The 16,659-nt window shown below is 55.3% G+C and carries 11 protein-coding genes; 5 read left to right on the top strand and 6 right to left on the bottom strand.

Annotated elements, in window-relative coordinates; genetic code table 11:
- The first annotated feature begins 248 nt into the window (after nucleotides 1-248).
- Nucleotides 249-2,036 (top strand): thiamine pyrophosphate-binding protein, encoded by a 1,788-nt coding sequence (locus tag EUZ85_RS21590; protein ID WP_241566821.1) that lies wholly within the window; start codon nucleotides 249-251, stop codon nucleotides 2,034-2,036.
- Here the strand turns inward: EUZ85_RS21590 and EUZ85_RS21585 are convergent, their stop codons facing one another.
- The 5 genes from EUZ85_RS21585 to EUZ85_RS21565 all read right to left on the bottom strand — a co-directional run bounded on the left by EUZ85_RS21585 (nucleotide 2,037) and on the right by EUZ85_RS21565 (nucleotide 8,853).
- A complete protein-coding gene (locus tag EUZ85_RS21585; protein WP_127971816.1) occupies nucleotides 2,037-3,713 on the bottom strand; it encodes an acyl CoA:acetate/3-ketoacid CoA transferase in 1,677 nt (558 codons plus the stop codon). It abuts the gene before it with no gap.
- A 13-nt stretch (nucleotides 3,714-3,726) separates the two neighbouring features.
- Nucleotides 3,727-5,085, bottom strand: coding sequence for a TRAP transporter large permease subunit (locus EUZ85_RS21580; RefSeq protein WP_127971814.1), 1,359 nt, complete (start codon nucleotides 5,083-5,085; stop codon nucleotides 3,727-3,729).
- A 4-nt stretch (nucleotides 5,086-5,089) separates the two neighbouring features.
- The gene (locus tag EUZ85_RS21575; RefSeq protein ID WP_127971812.1) at nucleotides 5,090-5,797 is read right to left on the bottom strand and encodes a TRAP transporter small permease subunit; all 708 of its coding nucleotides are present in this window, start codon (nucleotides 5,795-5,797) and stop codon (nucleotides 5,090-5,092) included.
- Nucleotides 5,798-5,989: 192 nt separating this feature from the next.
- The gene (locus tag EUZ85_RS21570; RefSeq protein WP_127971810.1) at nucleotides 5,990-7,063 is read right to left on the bottom strand and encodes a TRAP transporter substrate-binding protein; all 1,074 of its coding nucleotides are present in this window, start codon (nucleotides 7,061-7,063) and stop codon (nucleotides 5,990-5,992) included.
- A 374-nt stretch (nucleotides 7,064-7,437) separates the two neighbouring features.
- Complete coding sequence (locus EUZ85_RS21565; RefSeq protein WP_127971808.1) at nucleotides 7,438-8,853, bottom strand: sigma-54-dependent Fis family transcriptional regulator; 1,416 nt, start codon at nucleotides 8,851-8,853, stop codon at nucleotides 7,438-7,440.
- 458 nt (nucleotides 8,854-9,311) lie between these two features.
- On the opposite strand from EUZ85_RS21565, the gene EUZ85_RS21560 reads away from it, so the two are divergent.
- Nucleotides 9,312-9,965 (top strand): hypothetical protein, encoded by a 654-nt coding sequence (locus EUZ85_RS21560; protein ID WP_127971803.1) that lies wholly within the window; start codon nucleotides 9,312-9,314, stop codon nucleotides 9,963-9,965.
- Nucleotides 9,966-9,970: 5 nt separating this feature from the next.
- Here the strand turns inward: EUZ85_RS21560 and EUZ85_RS21555 are convergent, their stop codons facing one another.
- Nucleotides 9,971-11,680 (bottom strand): bifunctional diguanylate cyclase/phosphodiesterase, encoded by a 1,710-nt coding sequence (locus EUZ85_RS21555; RefSeq protein ID WP_127971801.1) that lies wholly within the window; start codon nucleotides 11,678-11,680, stop codon nucleotides 9,971-9,973.
- A gap of 217 nt (nucleotides 11,681-11,897) precedes the next feature.
- On the opposite strand from EUZ85_RS21555, the gene EUZ85_RS21550 reads away from it, so the two are divergent.
- From EUZ85_RS21550 to EUZ85_RS21540, 3 genes are read left to right on the top strand one after another with little or no spacing between them, the layout of a single operon-like run.
- Nucleotides 11,898-13,751, top strand: a complete 1,854-nt coding sequence (locus EUZ85_RS21550; RefSeq protein WP_164887316.1) for a TonB-dependent siderophore receptor — start codon at nucleotides 11,898-11,900, stop codon at nucleotides 13,749-13,751.
- 3 nt (nucleotides 13,752-13,754) lie between these two features.
- On the top strand, nucleotides 13,755-14,297 hold the full coding sequence (locus EUZ85_RS21545) for a YfiR family protein (RefSeq protein WP_127971797.1): 543 nt from the start codon (nucleotides 13,755-13,757) through the stop codon (nucleotides 14,295-14,297).
- A 1-nt stretch (nucleotide 14,298) separates the two neighbouring features.
- Nucleotides 14,299-16,656: a response regulator gene (locus tag EUZ85_RS21540; RefSeq protein ID WP_127971795.1), complete on the top strand. Its 2,358-nt coding sequence runs from the start codon at nucleotides 14,299-14,301 to the stop codon at nucleotides 16,654-16,656.
- Nucleotides 16,657-16,659: the final 3 nt, after the last annotated feature.

Below are 16,659 nucleotides of genomic sequence, written 5' to 3'. Positions count from 1 at the left end.
TCATGAAAAGTGTGTCGACGGCTATAAATCCGATTCTCCCAACTAGCCCAAACCCCTTGTAATAAAAAGGTTGTCGGCCAGTGTGGCTTGGCGAATCATTCATAAATTCAAGTGTGGCTTAAGGATACATCAGCCTATCACGCCTTACTACCGCCATAAGGACGAGAGGAGCGCCGTGAGTTTGAGTTGGCCTGCTGAGACGGCTTGGTTTAAGGTTCCTGAAACAATAATCAAATATGGAACAGGGAATGGACTTGCATATGAAACACGGTGGCGATCTGGTGGCTGAGGTCTTGTTGGAGCAAGGCGTTGGTGCGTTATTCACTCTGTGTGACGGGCATATTTCGCCCATTCTTTCTGGTTGCCGCAAAGCGGGAATGCAGGTGATTGACGCCAGGCATGAGGCGAGTGCGGTATTCGCCGCTGACGCATACGCGCGCTTGACGGGAATACCCGGTGTGGCGGCGGTGACCGCGGGTCCAGGGGTGACCAACGCAGTCACGGCGCTGAAAAATGCGCAGATGGCGCAATCCCCGTTGATTCTGCTTGGCGGCGCCAGCGCCACGGTGTTGCGCGGACGCGGCTCCTTGCAGGATATCGACCAGACGGGGTTGCTGGAAACGACGGTCAAGCAGTGCTTCGCGGTGGAGAAGGTCCGCGACATTGCGCCGACGTTAAGGGAAGCGTTCAGGGTTGCTTGCGCTAGCGTGCCCGGACCCATATTCGTTGAACTCCCCATTGATCTGCTTTATCCGGAGCAGGTGGTAAGAGAATGGTATGGCGTGAAAGGCGGGGAGCAGGGCAAAGGCAGTCTCAGTGGGAAGGCGGTGCAATGGTATCTGGACTTTCATGCGGAACAGATGTTCAAAGGGGCTCAGGATTCACCGCAGCGCAACACCTTACGGGCGATACGCCACACTGCGACGGACGTGTCTCTGGATGTGATTGATGCAGTAAAGAATAAATCGTTGGCGGCGGTGGCGGCGCCGTCTCTGCGTAAGGCGAAGCGTCCTGTAGTGGTGATCGGCGGCCAGGCGTTGCGTCATCCTGAACAGGCTGACAAGCTCATCTCCGCGATTGAAGTATTGGGCGCGCCGGTTTATCTCTCTGGCATGGCGCGGGGCCTGTTGGGCCCGGATCACCCACTGCAGCTGAAGCATCACCGCAAGCAGGCGCTGCGCCAGGCGGACTGGGTTTTGTTGGCCGGCGCGCCTTGCGATTTTCGTCTCGATTATGGCTCTCATATTTCCCGCAAAGCGACGCTGGTGTCAGTGAATGCGCAGCGCGAGGATCTGTTCAAAAATCGTCTGCCAACCATTCCGGTCTGGGGAGATCCCGCTGCTTTTATTGTGCAATTGGCGGAGTCATGTGGAGAGACGATGCAATGGGACGCTGATTGGCTGGAATCATTGCGGGAAAGGGATCGGCAGAGGGAAAAAGATATCCGTGCGCAAGCGTCGACAGTGGGTGGGCGTGTTAATCCTCTGGATCTGCTATTGCAAATCGACGCGACGATGGACGAGAGAAGCTTGATCATTGCCGACGGCGGCGACTTTGTGGCCTCCGCCGCTTACACGCTGCGTCCTCGCTCGCCGTTGAGCTGGCTTGATCCCGGCGTGTTCGGGACGCTTGGCGTTGGCGGCGGCTTTGTGTTGGGTGCCGCAGCGGCGACGCAAGGGGCGGAGCTATGGCTGATATACGGCGATGGCTCTTGCGCCTATTCCCTCGCGGAATTCGATACCTTCGTTCGTCATAACATGGGGGTGATAGCCGTGGTCGGCAATGACGCCTGCTGGAGCCAGATCGCCCGGGATCAGGTGGAAATTTTGCAGGACGATGTGGGCGTTATGTTGCGTCGCACGGACTATCATAAAGTCGCTGAGGGCTACGGCGGGGTCGGCTTTCTGCTGGATAAGCCGGCCGATATCGCTCCTGTGTTACAAGAGGCGAAAGTGCTGGCGCGTCAGGGCAGGCCTGTATTGATCAATGCGATTCTGGACCACTCGGACTTTCGCAAAGGCTCAATATCCGTCTGATCAGTCCCTCGAAGCCTCTATGTTAAGAGCGCTGTGATAACGATGTTCCATGGCTTCGTCGACTGACTCATCGCCAGCGTCGCACAAGGGGAGGGGAGAGACCTCCGGCGGTGAGGCGCTGCCGGTGAAAGGCAGTTTTAGATGCATGAGACCGCTGCGAAACAGTTCGATTGGCATGATTTTCAGCTTGGGGGAAATACGTGGGCGGAACCCCATATGGGCGAGAATATCCCGATCAATCTGCACTCCGGGCGCAATTTCCGTCAGCTCCAGGCCGTCCGGTCGCAGACGAAAAACGCACCGCTCTGTGATGTAGGTGACCTTTTGTCCGCGCTCCAGGGCGTAGCGTCCACTGAAGGTGAGGTGCTCGACGTTGTTCACCAGTTTCATGGTGGCGTCAGCAACGCCGAACTCCAGGCCGTTGCCGGTGATGCGGATGTCGTAGTCGCCCGCCAGGAAGGTGCCGAGAAAGTACACTTCCTTGGCGTTCTGGCTGATATTGATAAAACCGCCAGCGCCGGACATGCGCTGGCTGAAGCGGCTGACATTGACGTTGCCCTCACTGTCCATCTGCGCCATGCCCAGGAACGCCTGATCCAGGCCGCCGCCATCGTAGAAGTCGAACTGGGAGGGGTGATCAATGATCGCCTCGGCGTTCATAACCGCGCCAAAGCTTAAGCCGCCGGCGGGAAATCCGCCGATGCCGCCAGGCTCGATGGTCAGTGTGACCTCATCCATCAGGCCTTCTTCCGTCGCAACGGTCGCCATGGTTTCGGGCATTCCGATACCGAGATTGACGATAGCGCCGGGGCGCAGCTCCATCACCGCGCGGCGGCAAATCAATTTACGAATATCCAGCGCCGCTTTGTGATCGCATAAGTGCAGATTGATCTCACCGCTATAGGCAGGGTTATAGCTCTCTGCAAACGTTTGTTGATGGTGTTCGGGCGGCGCCACCACAACCTTGTCCACCAATATGCCGGGGATGCGTACACGGGAAGGGTGCAGGCTGTGACGGGCGGTCAGCCTTTCCACCTGAACAATGACCAGACCGCCGCTGTTATGGGTGGCCTGAGCGATGGCCAGACTTTCCAGCGGCATCGCCTCTTTCTCCATGGTGATGTTGCCTTTGGGATCGGCGGTGGTGCCGCGTAGCAGGGCCACATGGATGGGAAAGGCTTTGTACAGAAGATATTCCTGGCCCGCCACATTGAGCAGTTCTACCAGTCCCGGAGGCGTGCTGTCGTTGATGCGTCCGCCGTCATAACGGGGATCGACGAATGTATGCAGCCCGACATGGGTGACGACGCCAGGCTTGCCGGCGGCGATATCGCGATATAAATGCGTGATGACGCCCTGGGGCAGGTTGTAGGCTTCGATTTTGCCTTCGCAGGCCAGTTTGCCGAGTTTCGGCACCAGACCCCAGTGTCCGCCGACCACCCGTTTTACTAACCCTTCATGGCCGAGATGATTCAGTCCCCGCTCTTTGCCGTCCCCCTGTCCCGCTGCATAGACGAGGGTCAGGTCGCGAGGCGACTGAGTTTCCATAAATCGCTTTTCCAACGCTACGGCGAGAGTTTCCGGAAAACCGATGCCGACGAAGCCTGCGGTGGCGACGGTGCGTCCGTTTTCAATCAGGGAAGCAGCTTGTTCGGCACTAATTACTTTCGGGTGCATAACAACCTCGGAGTCATGGATTGGCGTAAGCTTGCTGGGGTAGCCAGGTGACCAGTTGCGGCCACACAAATACGAGCACCAGCGCGGCCAGCTGGAGGAAAATAAAGGGGGTTACACCGCGGTAGAGCGTTCCGACTTTGATTTCCGGCGGCGCGACGCCTTTGCAATAGAACAGGGCGAAGCCTACCGGCGGCGTCAAGAAAGACGTTTGCAGGCAGACGGCGAACATGACGGTGAACCACACCAGGTCGAAGCCAAGTTGCTGCACCACTGGCGCCACCAGCGGCAGGATGATCAAGGTGATTTCGATCCAGTCCAGGAAAAAACCAAGCAGAAATGCGCAGGCGAGAATGCATATGATGACGCCGTTAGGGCCAAACGGCAGGCCGGTCAGGGCGTTCTCAATTAACTCATCGCCTCCCAGTCCCCGCAAAACCAATGAAAACGCGGTGGCTCCGATCAGTATGGCGAAGATAAACGCGGTGGTTTTGCTGGTTTGGCGGCAGACATCGCGCAGCATGTTCACACTAAGCTTTTTATTGCGCCAGGCCAGGAAGGTGGCTCCGAAAGCGCCGACGCCGGAGGCCTCTGTGGGCGTCGCCAGACCGAAGAATATAGAGCCCAGCACCGCCAGAATCAGTAATGCCGGGGCCATGATAGAACGTAATGCCGCTAACGCGACCTTGCCGCTGAGAGGTTCTGCGTCAGCGGCGGCGGGTGCGATGCTGGGATCGAAGCTGGCGCGGGCGACAATGTAAAGGATGTAGGCGGAACCCAGAAGCACGCCAGGCATGACGGCGCCGAGAAACAAATCGCCGACGGACATGGCCAATTGGTCCGCCATCATTACCAGCATGATGCTGGGAGGAATCAGGATTCCCAGGGTGCCGACGGCGCACACCGAGCCCACCGCCAACTCCGACTGATAGTGGTTTTTCAGCATCACCGGCAGCGCCAGCAAGGTCAGTAAAGCGACCGAGGCGCCGATGATGCCGGTGGATGCGGCCAGCAGCAGTCCGATGATCACGACGGCGACGGCGGTGCCTCCGTTCATGCGGCCGAACAGCTTGGAAATGTCGTTCATCAGGTTTTCGGCGACGCCAGAACGATCCAACATTTGTCCCATGAAGACGAACATGGGCAGCGCCACCAGCACCCAGTTGTTCATAATGCCCCAGATGCGGTCCACCGATAGCGCTGTGTAGTCCCAATCGACGCCGACAAACGCGTCCAGATAGGTGTCTGCGAACAGAGCGACGCCAGTGAATGCCACCGCTACGCCGCCCAGCAACCAGGCGACAGGAAAACCGGAAAAAATAAGAATGATGAATGTGGCGAACATTGCGATGGCCAGGACTTCATTCAGCTCCATCGCATTACCTCGGCTTCAGAAATAGATAGACGAACACGCGGCTGAATCGGGACGCCGTCGCGATGGAAAGAAGCAGCAAGCCAACAGGCAGCGCCGTCTTGATCGCCCATCGATAGGGCAGTCCGCCGGGAGACAACGAGCGTTCGCCGCTGAGCCAGGCGCCATAGACGAAGGGGAAGGCGTAATAGGTCAGCAGGGTAAGAAACGGGATCAGCAACAACAGAATGCCGAGAAACTCAATCCAGCTCCGGGATCGCAGAGAAAGGCGCTCATGGATGACATCCACTCTCACGTGATCGTCGGACTGATAGCAGTAGGACAGGGCGGTGAGGAATCCAACGGCGTACAGATGCCACTGCAACTCTTCAAATTCAATGCGCCCTTCGCCGAAAAAGTAGCGCATCACCACATTGGTCATGATCACCAGCATCAGGACCGGCCAGATCCAGGCGCTGGCTTCGCCAATGCGGCGCACCAATGTGTCCAGTAATCTGGACAGTCGTGTGTGCGGAAGCTCTGGCGATGGCGGCGGCGGACTAGCATCGGCGCTCAAGTTGGAGAAAACGTCGTTACGTTCAGAAGAAGAGGGTGAGAGATCTTGTGAGGATAGGTCGAGGCCGCGCTCATGGCGCAATCGTTCGTTCTGAGACGGTAATGCGCCGCTCAGTGCGTCGGTGTTGGCGCTTTCAGCCTTGATAGGATGCGCCTGCATAAGGATACTCCTGCTTATTATTCTTACTGCGGGCTATAAAACGGGCGTCCCTTTGGCGGAACGGGATGGCCACCAGCCGAAAAAGGTGGGGGCCGGGCCCCCACAAAGTGTCGTAGCGACACCCTAGAACGCTATGGGTACTGCTTACCTCAAGGAAATCAGACAAGGCTGCGCAACTTTCCGGCTAACCGCCTAGAAATCGCGCGGCAAATATCCCAGCTGCTTCCACCGCTTGTACTGCGCTTCGAAGGCCAGCTGGTTTTCGTAAACCTTTTTGAAGTCCGCATCTTTGGCGGCTTCTGCATCGAGTACTTTTTTGGTCACTTCCTGCAGACTGCGCAGGATGTTCTCCGGCAATCTGCGCGCGGCGGCGCCCTCAGCCTCCAGTTGTTCCATGGCGCGACCTTGAATGGCTTCACTGCGCGCCAGATCGCGCGTGACGCCAGCCTGGCACGCCATATTGATCATTTCTTTGTCGCTGTCGGAGACGGCGTCCCACTCCTGCTTGTTAACGACTAAATGGAACGCGGAATGCGGCTGATGCCAGCCAGGGAAGTAGTTGTATTTGGCCACTTTGTTGAAGCCCAGTTTCTGGTCGACGGCGGGAAGGGAGAATTCCGTCGCATCAATGGCGCCTTTTTCAAGCGCCTGGAATATTTCACCGCCGGGCAATACCGTTACGGAGGCGCCGAGATCCTGCATAATCTGGCCGCCGATGCCGGCGAAGCGGACTTTCAGGCCTTTGATGTCTTCAAGGTCATTGATCTCTTTTTTGAACCAGCCTGCGGTTTCCGGCCCGGTCAGGCCGCACAGAACGGGATGGATGTTGTCGCGGTGATAAACATCTTCCGCCATCTGGCGGCCTTCGCCTTCATACCACCAGGCGATATATTCCCAGGGCTCCATGCCGAATGGAACGGAGGAGAATAATACGGAGGACGCGATACGGCCCTGGTCGTATCCCAGCCAAGTGTAGCCAGCTTCGATTTTCCCGCTTTTGACGGCTTCGGTGATGTCCAGTGTGGGCGCCAGTTTGTTGGGCTCGTAGTGCTTGATCATGATGCGGCCGCCGGAAGCTTTATTCAGCGACTCCATGACGCCAGGAATCGTGTCGCCCAGAGCGGGAAGGTTACTGCCGTACGCCGCCTGCATTTTCCAGCGTACTTTGTCGGACGCCTGCGCCGCCGCTGCGCAAGTCAGTGTGGCGACGATGAGGACTTTGGCGAGCGCGCGCGAAGAGAAGGATGAGGTTCCATGTAAATGCATAGTATTTCCCTAAATTTCTTTTTATTGCCGACTACTATCGGAAGGCAGAATACATATATTGGACCAGCTTTTAAACTCCTTAAATTTCATATAGATACGCATTAAATATCACATCTTCTCCGGCGAGTGTACGGAAGCCCGGACAGACGGTCTGTCCTGCATCCCTGGGAGCTTGTAATCGCTGGCGTTAGTGAGGCTGTGGAGTTGTCCGTATTTTCAGACAATGTATGAAGAGTCGGACAAAAACGGCGGGGAGGTTAGTTATAAAATTATTAGTACAAGTTTATCTGTGCAGGCTGATTAAATATGTTCTTTGTACTGTTTTTCTACATCTATCTGCCTGTAAAGGCCCGAAAAAGGCGTCTGGCGACGCCTTATATCAACTCATGTTTTTGCAGTTTTTCGTAAAAGGTGGCGCGGGATATCCCCAACGCCTTCGCACTGGCGGAGCGGTTGCCATTGCAGGCGGACATCGCCTGCTTAAGAAAGTTGCGCTCCGCCTCCGCCATAGCCTCCGATAGCGGCTTGACGGCCTCGCGGCGTTTTTCTTTATCTCCGGCGCCCTGCAGGTGGGCGAAGTCTGCGACGGTCAACTCGGTTCCTTCGGCGAAAATAAAGGCGCGCTCCAATGTATTGTGAAGCTCCCGCACGTTGCCGGGCCAGTGATAGGTGTGCAATAACCGCATCGCCTCCGCGTTGGGCTTGCGCAGAGGTAATGCGGAGGCGTCGCAGAACTGTCGCAGCATGTTGCCAACCAGTAGTTCGATGTCGCCTTCTCTATCTCTTAGTGGGGGCACCTCGATGGGCAAAACGTTTAAGCGATAGTACAAGTCGGAACGGAATTCGCCGGTCTCCACCATTTGCTTCAGATTGCGGCTGGTGGCGGCGATGATGCGTACGTTGACGCGAATGATGCGATTGGAGCCCAGGGCTTCGAACTCTTGCTCCTGCAGCACCCGCAATAACTTGGTCTGCAGGCTCAACGACAAATCGCCCACTTCGTCCAAAAACAGCGTGCCGCCGTCCGCCAGCTGGATTTTACCAATGCGTCCCTTGCGGTCCGCGCCAGTGTAGGCGCCTGGCGCTGCGCCGAAAAACTCCGCTTCCAACAGACTTTCCGGTATCGCCGCCATGTTAACGCCGACGAACGGTCGTTCCGCGCGCACCGATGCGTGATGGATAGCGTGGGCCAGCACTTCTTTGCCAGTGCCGGTTTCGCCCAGCAGCAACACGGTGGTGTCCAGCTCCGCCGCCTGCCGCGCGCGACGGATCAGTTCACGAATGACCGGGCTTTGCCCGATGAAATCCGCGAAGGAGTATTTCGCCTGTCGCATGTCCGCCAACTGCTTTTCCGCGGTGGTGGGCACGCCGCGCAGGCGACCGAACTTTTCCACCAGGGGTTTCATGTAGTCCAGCTGTTTGTAAAACACGAAACCAATGCCGCCAATGACTTGATCCTGGTCGTCCCGGATCGGCATACGGGTCACCACCATCCAGGTGCCGCGAATGCGCATGAGATCGAGAAGAATAGGGCGGCCGCTTTCCACTACTTGGCGCATCATACTGTTGGGAATGGCTTCTTCTACCGGGCGGCCGACGTATTTTGCAGCGTCTTCCGGCAGTTCCAGCAGAAGGCGATATTTGTCGCTGAGCCAGCGAATTCGGGCTTTCTGATCGACGATGATGCTGCCTTCGCAAAAACTGTCCAGCAGATCCATCAGAGGATTGTCTTGAATAAAGGCTAATTGGGCTTCGATGGGAAGCCGACTGTCTGATATTGAGGTTGCCATGTCTACGCCGTCCGTTTCTTAATCCGACCCTGTCCATTGAGAGGGACCGAATGACAACAAAAGTACTCCACGTGTAACCGGGAAACATACTCCGAAAGCCGTCGTCAGGCAATGAAACTGTGGGGGTACAACAATGGTTTAGGTAAAAAGTTCAATGTTTGAACAATTCGAACGGCGATCGTTGTTATTGACGCCGCGATCAGGTTTTTAGTTGGTGTGTCCGAAGGTATGATTTAGTGTGTCTGAAGGTATGATGCCTCGACACGGCGACGTCACTTGATGTCGAGCCTCTGTTCTATTAATCAGGCAGACAATTAGCTTCCTTCTATTTGTCTGCAACGACAGGGCCTGCACATGCAGGCCCTGTCTCCCGCGGCTTGTCGCCGCGCAGGCGCGTCCATGCGCCTGATGATCAACATGCCGATATCATTGCCATGTTAATAATAAGGACGCACTGAATGCCTGAAAACGACTTGTTTACCCGTTGGCGACAATTATTTCCCTATGCGGCCCCAGAAACCGTTGAAAGCTGCTTTGACGGATTGCGCCAGGCCTATACTGAGTCTCATCGTCATTACCATACCTTGGACCATATTCAGGCCTGCCTGAGGCGCTTCGATCAGGTCGTTGGCGATCTGGAAGACCCGCGTGCGGTGGAGTTGGCGCTTTGGTATCACGATGTTGTCTATCAGATAGGAAATGCGGATAACGAAGCGGACAGCGCCCGACGCGCGGTTGCTGAATTGGGTCAACTGGAAGAGACGCCGGAGATGGCTGCGCAGGTGCGGGACTTGATTCTTCACACCCGCCATCCATCGCAACCGGACTCTCATGACGCCGCGTGGCTGGTGGATATTGATCTGGCGATACTGGGCGCCGCTCCCGCTTTGTATGACCAATATGAAGCCTGGATCAGGCAGGAATACCAAGACATCCCCTGGCCGCAATACAGCGCTGGACGCCGTCGGGTGCTGCAAGGCTTTCTGAACGACGCCTTCATTTATCATACGGAAAGGTTCCGCAGTGAGCGGGAGCCCAACGCCAGAGCAAATTTAAAGCGGGCGTTGACGCGTCTTGAGGAGCAGTCGAGAGAAGATAATAAGCAGGCGTAGGCGAATCAGGACTGTGAGGGTTTCAGGCCATAGCGCAGCATGTCCGCCGCGATGGTTGCGGGGACCGGTTTGCTGAAGTAAAAACCCTGGGCTTCGTGGCACCCCAGTTCCCTTAGTTTTTCCAGTTGTTGAACGGTTTCGATGCCTTCCGCGATGACCTTGAAACCCATGTGCTCGGCGATCGCCAGAATAGCTTTGACGATAGCGATATCGTCGCTGGACTCACAGATATTGCTGATGAAGGAGCGGTCGATTTTGAGGCGGTTGAACGGGTATTTCTTCAGATATTCCAGATTGCTGTACCCCGTGCCGAAATCGTCGATGGCGATATCGAACCCTTGCCGCCACAGCGCTTGCAGTTGTCCACCGCCTTTGGGGTCCATCAGGCTGCTTTCGGTCAGTTCCAGTTCGAAGTCATTCGGAGTCAGATGGTAGCGGCTGAAAATATCGACAAAGTCCTCGGTGAAGTCGTCTCTGTATAGTTGCGCCGGTGAAATATTAATCGCCATGCGCACCCTCGGACCGATACTGCGCCAGGCGACGATCTGCTGACAGACCTGTTCGATCATCCACAGGCTCAGATCGTAGATGTGGCCGTTTTCCTCCGCCAATGGAATAAAGCGCGCAGGACTGATAAAGCCCTTGTCCGGATGTTGCCAGCGCAACAGGGCTTCGAAGCCAACCAAAGTCTCTTTGTGGATGTCCACCAAGGGCTGAAAATACACTTCGAATTGCTGCTCGCGCAGAGCCTGAAACAGCGCCTGGGACAGCCACCAGCGCTCGTAGTTCTCCGCATCCATTTCCGGAATGAACTTTTTCAGCAGATTGCCGCCTTCTTTTTTGGCTTCCAGTAGCGCCATTTCCGCTTTATTGAAAAGGACGCGCCATTCCTGCGTCGGCTGGTCGGGCGGCATATAGCCGATGGAGAATTTAAGGTGGAATTCCTGGGAGTGAATCAAAAAGGGTTGTTGCAACCGATGCTGCAACAAACGCAACTGGGAGGCGGCTTCGTTTTCCGAAGCTTCCAGCACAACGCCGAATTTTCCAGGTCCGAGACAGCCCATCAGAATGCCGGGAGGAAAAATGGCGGACATGCGTTCGACCACCGTCCGACTGATCTGTTTTTCGGACATATCCCGATCCTGGCTGCTGAGGAGACCAATCAGCGTTTGATCCAGGTCGATTTCACACACGCAGACGCAAAAAGAGCTGCCCTTTTTCTTTTTAAACAAGGTGTTGGCGATCTCCAACAAGATTTCTTTGCGCGGCAGGCCGGTAACCGGATCGTACTGCTCCAGCAGGCGGATATTCTGATTCTGGAAATCGTGCAGTTTTTTCAGCTTCAACAGGTTATTGACCCGGGCGCAGAGTTCGCGGCGGTTAAACGGCTTGCTGACATAGTCCTCCGCACCGGCTTCCAATCCCGATACGCAGGAGTCTCTATCCGCCAATGCGGTCAGTAAAATAATGGGGATGTGTTTCCAGGCTTCATGAGACTTTATTTCCCGCGTCAACTCGAAACCGTTTTTACCCGGCATCATTACATCCAGAATGATCAGGTCCGGCTCATAACTGGCGACAGTTTTCAGGGCGTTGCAGCTGTTGTTCAGTTCATGAACGTCACAACCTTCAGCGCGAAAGATATCCGCCAGCAGTCTGGTGTTGCGCTGTTCGTCATCGACTATTAACAGCCTGCTTCCCTCGAGCTGGAGCATAAGTTCTTTTCCATCGCTTGATGTTTAAAGTCTAGTCAAGAATTGCAGCAAATTTAACGTCTCAAATCAGGACTTTTTGTAATAGGGGAATCGTTTCTAATGCTGAGGGGAAGGGGCTGTTTCGGTTGGCGGCGGCATTGCGGACGATATGTGTTTTTTTGTTAATTCCCAGCTTGTTTCTATACTGAGTTTAACGGTTCAAGGGAGTTTCGAGGATATGAAACAACGACCGTCCGATCTCGCGAAAATAGCTGCATGTTGGCTGATGGCGCTATTTTCCACCACGGTATCTGCGTCAAGAGATGACCTGGTGCTCGACATTAAAGGCGCCAGTCTGGAGCAGCTCATGGGGCTGAAAATCTCTACGCTGTCTCGCAAACAGGAGCTACTCGCCAGAGCCCCGGCGGCGGTTTACGTCGTTACCCGGGACGATATCCGACGTATGGGCGTCACCCATATTGCGGAAGCGCTGCGCTATGTTCCCGGGCTTGAAGTGAATCGTTTCGAGGGAGGCAAGTGGAGCGTGAGCGCCCGTGGATTCAGTTCCGCCACCACCAACGCTAACAAGATGCTGGTGCTGATCGACGGACGCAGCATTTATAGCATGCTGTATTCCGGCGTGTTGTGGGAGGAAAAGGACGTCATGCTGGAGGATGTGGATCGCATCGAAGTGGTGCGCGGACCCGGCGGCACTTTATGGGGAGCCAATGCGGTCAACGGCGTCATCAACATTATCACGCGTAATGCCGCTGAGACGCAGGGAGGGGCGGTGACCGCCGGCGTCGGGTTGGAAGAGCGTGGTCTGTATCAACAGCGTTACGGTTGGAAGATAGGCGAAGAAGGCTTTGCGCGGATCTATGGCAAAGGGGTCTATCGCGACAATAGCGGCGGCCTGGGAACGGAAGACGACAGTGAACATCTGCAAACAGGATTTAGAGTGGACCTGGGGCGCAATCGCCAGGATACGTACACGCTACAGGGAGATTACTATCGGGGTGAGGCTGGCGCGACGGAAGAATTCCACGGCGGCAATCTGATGTTTAATTGGAGCCACACTTTCTCTGAACGACGTAGCCAACAGTTGCTGTTTTACTTTGATAACACTGTGTTGGAAACCACGGGGCTGGACGATAGGCGCAATATCTGGAATCTGGAATATCAGTTTCGCAACCAATTCGGGATTAATGATGTAGTGGCGGGATTGGGTTATCGAGTGGCTCATGATGAAGTTTTGTCGCCTACTGAGATATCCGGTTTGCGACCGGAAAAGCGCAATGACGAGGTCAAGAACCTGTTTATTCAGGATGAAATAAAGCCCTTCGGCGAAAATTTCCGTTTCATCGTGGGTACTAAGTACGAAGTGAACGATTACTCCGGAGAAGAGTGGCAACCCAGTGTAAGAGCTGCTTATGACTTCACGGACGCTATTGTCTGGGCGTCCTGGTCCAGAGCAGTGCGGGTGCCGACGCGATTGGAGCACGACCTATACGCGCCGACACTGGAAGGGGCGCAGACTCTGCTGCCGGAGCGGGCTAAATTTTATGAGGTAGGGGGCCGTAAATCCTGGGATAAGTGGACGCTGGATCTGTCCACCTACTACGGCGAGTACGATGATTTGAGAACGATAGGGCCCAGCGGCATCCACAATGAAATGACCGGCGATGTCCGAGGCGTTGAAGTTTCATTAGATTACAAACCTAATCCTGTCTGGCGGTTACGCTTTAATGCCAGTCATATGGAAATGGATATGGAACTGGACCCTTCCAGCGAGTCGTTTATCAGTGCGGAGAGTCTCGAAGACACTTCACCCAGAGACATGGCCCAATTGATTTCTTATTGGGATATATCACCTTCCTGGAGTTTGAACGCATACCTGCGTTATGTAGATCGCATTCAGGATTCCAATATCCCCAGCTTTCTTGTGGCTGACCTCAGTGTGGTGTGGAAGCCAACGGAAGACCTGCGCGCGCAATGGGTTCTGCGTCATTTGGGAGATCCGCATCCAGAGTCAGTGGGTCTGAATGGCGAAGTGGAATCCGACGCCGCCTTCTATCTGGGCTGGGAGTTTTAGCGGATGCTGACTCGACAGATGAGCTGGAAATGGGCGAGCGGCATGCTGGCGGCGATGATGTTGTCTCTCTCCGTCGTGGTGTGGGCGGTGGATGTGGAGTATCAGATCAAAGCGTCTTATCTCTATAACTTTATGCAGTTTGTGAGTTTCCCGCAGGAGTCCCTGGCTCACGAGGGGCAGATCAAAGTCTGCATCGTTGGCGTAAATCGCTTTGGCGACGCTCTGGACGAAATAAACGGGGCCAAAGCGCCGCAAGGGACAGTCGTCGTCAGCAACCTGGGACGATATCGACCCAATCTACCGATATATGGCTGCAATGTATTGTTTCTGTCTTCGTCGGAAGAAAGGGAAACGGAGCGCATCCTGAAGCTGGTGGATGTGCGTGAGGTGCTGACCATTAGTGAATATTCCCCGTTTATCGCCTATGGCGGATTGATCGAGCTGTATCAGAAAGATGACAGCATTCGCTTCAGAGTCAACGCGTCGTTAGTCACGGAAACCAAATTTAAGGTAGCGGCGCAGTTGGTGCAATTGGGAGTGGAATAACATGCAAAATGCGCAAGCGACGGAGTTGAGCTGGTGGCGGCGGGTTAGCATTCGCGCCAAGATGCAGATAGGCGTTCTCGGTTTCGCACTGTTGCTGTTGCTGATTTGCGCTATCACCCTGACGGTGATGGCGAATCTCTATTTTCATCAGAAGATGCGTCAGGATCTGCAAATGCTCAGCAAGGTGCTGGCGGAGAACAGCGGCGCCGCGCTGACTTTCAACGATGCGAACTCCGCGGGCAAGGTATTGTCGGCGCTGAAAGAAAATGCATCCGTGGAGGCGGCGGCGTTGTATCAAAATGGGGACGCCAAGGCCTTCGCTGAATATCCGCAACACGGCGCTGCGGTTGGTTTGGCGTCAATGGTGGGTAAGGATGGCGTGTGGCTGCGACAGGAGTTTTACGTCACCTCGACGCCTGTGAAGGTGAATGAGGAAACCGTCGGATATCTGGTGCTGAAATCGAATCTGCAAGAGTGGGATAGATTCAAACAGAAGCTGTTGAGTTTGTTCCTGGTGCTGATTGGCGGCATGCTGGCTCTGACGTTGCTGGTGTCTTATTGGCTCAAGTCCCATATTACGCAGCCGTTGGCGTCGCTGTCGGAGTGGGCGATGCAGGTTTCCATGCATAAGGACTTCAACGCTCGCGCCAGCAAGCGCAATGAAGATGAAATCGGGCATCTGGTGGACAGTCTCAATGTCATGTTGTCGGAGTTGGCGCGGCAGGAAACTATTGTCTCGCTGAACCGGGAACTGGAGTGGGAGATTCAGGAACGCAAAGTGGTGGAGAAAGACCTGATCGCCACGCGCAATCGGGCGGAGGAAGCCAACAAGGCGAAAAGCCGCTTCCTCGCCAACATGAGCCATGAACTGCGCACGCCGCTCAACGCCATTATCGGCTACAGCGAAATGCTGCAGGAAGTCGTGGAGGAGGACGACTATGAGAGAGAGGAAATTCTCGATGATATCGGTAAGGTGCGCTCCGCCGGTAAACACCTGCTGAGTCTGATCAACGACATCCTGGATATCTCCAAGATTGAAGCCGGCAAGATGCAGATCAGTATCGAGGCGTTCAGCATGGAGGATCTGGTGGATGAAGTGGCTGGCGCATTACGGCTGCTGGCGGAGGAACGACGTAATAAGCTGGTTGTGCGCGGCGCTGGCGAAGTGGGCGTGGTGCACAGCGACCTGGTCAAGGTCCGGCAGATCCTGTTTAACCTGTTGAGCAATGCGGTCAAGTTCACCCAGGACGGCGTCGTGGAGCTGATATGCGAACGGGAGTCCGCTGAAGGGGAGGATTGGATGCTGTGCAAAGTGCGCGACACGGGGATCGGCATCAGCGCCAGCGCGATCAAAGAGCTGTTCCGTCCTTTCAGTCAGGCGGACCCTTCCACCACGCGGCGTTACGGCGGCACGGGACTCGGCTTGGCGATCAGTCGTTCCTACGCCACGATGCTGGGAGGTGAAATCAGCGTCTCCAGTACCGAAGGCGAAGGCTCAGAGTTCTGTATACGCCTGCCCACCACGGCCGAAATCAACGGTCCGGAAGAACGTATTGAGGGCGGGGAGACGGTAGCGTCAGACATATCGACGCCTGCGCCTAATGCGATAACTGGCGCCAGACTGTTGCTGATCGACGATGATCCCACCGTGCATGACATCCTGAAACATCAACTGAACAAGCATGGTTTCATGGTTCGCTCGGCGCACTCGGGCGCGGAGGGTCTGACTTTGGCGAAACAGGAAGAGTTTGACGTTATTGTGCTGGATATATTCATGCCGGGACAGGATGGCTGGCAGGTGCTGCAGATGCTGAAGTCCGATGCTGCGACAGCGCATATTCCTGTGGTGATGCATACCATCGAGTCCAACGCACAGAAGGGATATGCACTGGGTGCGTCCGATTTTCTGGTGAAACCGATCAACGGCGCGCGTCTGTTGTCCATCCTGCAACGGTATCAGAAAAAAGATACCGGGATGAAAGTGCTGTATGTGGATGACGATGTACACAGTCTGGAGCTGGTGCGCGCCTACATGCATGGAACCGGGTGGAATCTGATCATGGCGGAGGACGGCCGGGAAGGCTTGGAAATGCTGAGTCAGAACCCGGATATTTCTATGATTTTGCTGGATTTGATTATGCCGGAAATGAACGGCTTCGAATTTCTTGAACAAATTCGCCGCAATGAGAAAACCGCGGATACTCCGGTCATTGTAATTTCCGCCAGAGATTTGACCCAGGTCGAGCGCAGCCTGTTGCGACAGCACACCCAGGCGGTGCTGCGCAAAGGTATGTATGACAAGAGTGCGCTGCTGAGCCGCATCAAGGAAGTGCTGGAGGAAAGGATGCCGGTAAGTTAGGGG

This window comes from Hahella sp. KA22 (assembly GCF_004135205.1).
In the GTDB taxonomy this organism is placed as follows: domain Bacteria; phylum Pseudomonadota; class Gammaproteobacteria; order Pseudomonadales; family Oleiphilaceae; genus Hahella.
Note: the sequence above shows the minus strand (reverse complement) of the source record. Positions and strands in the feature narration are given on the sequence as shown.

Bases quoted from the DNA above. Each gene is read 5' to 3' on its own strand.
- EUZ85_RS21590 (WP_241566821.1), top strand. From the start codon at position 249: ATGGACTTGCATATGAAACACGGTGGCGATCTGGTGGCTGAGGTCTTG.
- EUZ85_RS21585 (WP_127971816.1), bottom strand. From the start codon at position 3,713: ATGCACCCGAAAGTAATTAGTGCCGAACAAGCTGCTTCCCTGATTGAA.
- EUZ85_RS21580 (WP_127971814.1), bottom strand. From the start codon at position 5,085: ATGGAGCTGAATGAAGTCCTGGCCATCGCAATGTTCGCCACATTCATC.
- EUZ85_RS21575 (WP_127971812.1), bottom strand. From the start codon at position 5,797: ATGCAGGCGCATCCTATCAAGGCTGAAAGCGCCAACACCGACGCACTG.
- EUZ85_RS21570 (WP_127971810.1), bottom strand. From the start codon at position 7,063: ATGCATTTACATGGAACCTCATCCTTCTCTTCGCGCGCGCTCGCCAAA.
- EUZ85_RS21565 (WP_127971808.1), bottom strand. From the start codon at position 8,853: ATGGCAACCTCAATATCAGACAGTCGGCTTCCCATCGAAGCCCAATTA.
- EUZ85_RS21560 (WP_127971803.1), top strand. From the start codon at position 9,312: ATGCCTGAAAACGACTTGTTTACCCGTTGGCGACAATTATTTCCCTAT.
- EUZ85_RS21555 (WP_127971801.1), bottom strand. From the start codon at position 11,680: ATGCTCCAGCTCGAGGGAAGCAGGCTGTTAATAGTCGATGACGAACAG.
- EUZ85_RS21550 (WP_164887316.1), top strand. From the start codon at position 11,898: ATGAAACAACGACCGTCCGATCTCGCGAAAATAGCTGCATGTTGGCTG.
- EUZ85_RS21545 (WP_127971797.1), top strand. From the start codon at position 13,755: ATGCTGACTCGACAGATGAGCTGGAAATGGGCGAGCGGCATGCTGGCG.
- EUZ85_RS21540 (WP_127971795.1), top strand. From the start codon at position 14,299: ATGCAAAATGCGCAAGCGACGGAGTTGAGCTGGTGGCGGCGGGTTAGC.